The organism is Rhodococcus sp. IEGM 1354 (genome assembly GCF_030056855.1).
Taxonomy (GTDB): domain Bacteria; phylum Actinomycetota; class Actinomycetes; order Mycobacteriales; family Mycobacteriaceae; genus Rhodococcoides.
This window is the reverse complement of record NZ_JASHKT010000070.1, coordinates 1-226: the sequence shown is the minus strand read 5'-3', so window position 1 is coordinate 226 and position 226 is coordinate 1. Positions and strand designations below refer to the sequence as shown.

Genomic DNA, 226 nt, shown 5'->3' with positions numbered 1-226 from the left:
CCGTACACGAGCTACGCGACGCTGGTATTCCTGTTCGGCGTGCTGGTGCTGAGGGCCTTCGACGCCCCGATCGGCTCGTGGACCATCGCGACCCTCGTCGTCATCAGCCCCGCACTCATCGGCGGCTGGTTCCTGGTGCGCACCAAGGGGCTCTCGGTGGCCGAGGAACGAATGGGCTACACCGGTCAGTAGCCGGTGGTGGCAAACCGTCCGACCGAACCGGAGG

The 226-nt window shown here is 66.8% G+C and carries 1 pseudogene; it reads left to right on the top strand.

The window, feature by feature from the left end:
• Nucleotides 1-192: pseudogene (locus tag QM588_RS25635) on the top strand (amino acid permease); the annotation flags it as partial.
• Nucleotides 193-226 lie beyond the last annotated feature (34 nt).